This is a genomic window from Caulobacter sp. HMWF025 (assembly GCF_003060965.1).
In the GTDB taxonomy this organism is placed as follows: Bacteria; Pseudomonadota; Alphaproteobacteria; order Caulobacterales; family Caulobacteraceae; genus Caulobacter.
This window is the reverse complement of sequence record NZ_QAII01000126.1, coordinates 1-1,541: the sequence shown is the minus strand read 5'-3', so window position 1 is coordinate 1,541 and position 1,541 is coordinate 1. Positions and strand designations below refer to the sequence as shown.

Annotated in this window: 2 protein-coding genes; one reads left to right on the top strand and one right to left on the bottom strand. The window is 71.1% G+C overall.

What is annotated here, in order from left to right; all coding sequences use genetic code 11:
• A partial coding sequence (locus DBR10_RS13515) for an OmpA family protein (protein ID WP_146187849.1) occupies positions 1–385 on the top strand: 385 nt, incomplete at its 5' end.
• A gap of 104 nt (positions 386–489) precedes the next feature.
• Here DBR10_RS13515 and DBR10_RS13510 read toward each other — a convergent pair.
• Positions 490–1,541: FAD-dependent oxidoreductase (locus DBR10_RS13510; protein WP_146187848.1), on the bottom strand; the 1,052-nt coding region annotated here is incomplete at its 5' end.

Below are 1,541 nucleotides of genomic sequence, written 5' to 3'. Positions count from 1 at the left end.
GCTGCGGGCGGGGCCGCCTCCGCCGGCCCCGCCCGCAGCAGTGGCCTATGAGGCTCGCGAGTTTGTGGTCTACTTCCCGTTCGACCAGTCGATCCTGACGCCTGAAGCCCAGGCGGTCGTCCAGCAGGCGGCCGACTATGCCAAGGGCGGCGGCGCGACCCGCATCACCGTCACCGGCCACACCGACACCTCGGGCTCTGACAAGTACAATGCCCGCCTGTCAGAACGTCGCGGCAAGGCCGTCGCCGACGGTCTGGTCGGCATGGGCGTGGCCGCCACAAGCCTGGCCGTCGACTGGAAGGGCGAAAGCGCTCCGGCCGTGGCCACGGGTGACGGGGTCAAGGAACCGCTGAACCGTCGTTCGGCGATCTCGATCACCTTCTAGACGACGTCCGGTCCGGTCCGGCCTTCAAGGTCGGGCCGGACAGGATACCCGGAAGACGATCGCCATTGAAAAGAGGGACCCGGTCGCAGGATCGGGTCCCTTTTTCAGGTCACGGCATCGCTTTCCTTGTTCAGGGGCGTTGAAGCCGTCGCATAGCGGTCCGGGCTGACAAGGCGGGACAGGGTTCGGGGCAGGGGTGAGGGCAGGTCGAGCATCCTGGCCACCACATGCTCGGCCAGCAGCGGGGCCAGGCCGAAGCCGCGTCCGCCCAGACCGCCCAGGACGAACAGTCCGTCCCCGATCGCCCCCGCCAGAGGGAGGTGGTCCGGCGTCGTCGCCCGTACCGCCGCCCGTCCCGACAGGGGCTGATCGGCCAGACGGGCCGCCAGTTGCGGACGACCTTCAGCCAAGGTGGCGAGGTTTCGCTCATGGTCACCAGGGCAAACATCCGTAGACGGATCGTCCTTGTCATGGGTGGCGCCGAACAGGACGCCGTCGCGGGTCGGCACCGCATAGCCGCCGAAGGCTGCCGGTGTGACCGGCGGGCCGGCGAGGGCGGTCCAGCTGGCCTGACCGCGCACCGGACGGCAGGGCAGGTCGGGCAAAAGCCGGTTCAGGGCGGCTCCGGCGGCGACCGCGACAATGTCCGCGCGGCCGATCACCGCCCCGTCGGCGTCCAGCAGGGTCCAGCCGTCCGGTGTGCGGACCAGGGCCTCGATACCGACAACGACGACCTCGCCGCGCCAGGCGGCCAGGACAGTTGCCGGTTCGATCACCCGGGCGGTCTGCATGGCCAGGACCGCCGGGACCGGTTCACCGAGTGCGGCCCCGGCCGCCGTGCCGGTCAGCAGGGTCATGCTGCCGGGCTCGAAATGGTCCTGGGCCGCGACAGCGGCAAAGCGACTCTCGCTGCGCGGGTCGAGCGCCTGCTGCAGGACACCATGCGCCAGGATCGCGTCCGGGACCCGATCATAAAGCGCCGACGCCCGGGCCAGGGCCTGGGCGGGCAGGGCCGCCCTGGGTCCGCCCCCGGCATCCAGGGCCGTGGTCACAAGAGCGGCGGGATTGCCCGAGCCCGGGGCCACGCCATCATCATAGAGGGTCACGTCCAGACCCTCGACCCGGGCGGCGCGGGCCAGGCTCGCCGCCCCAATGC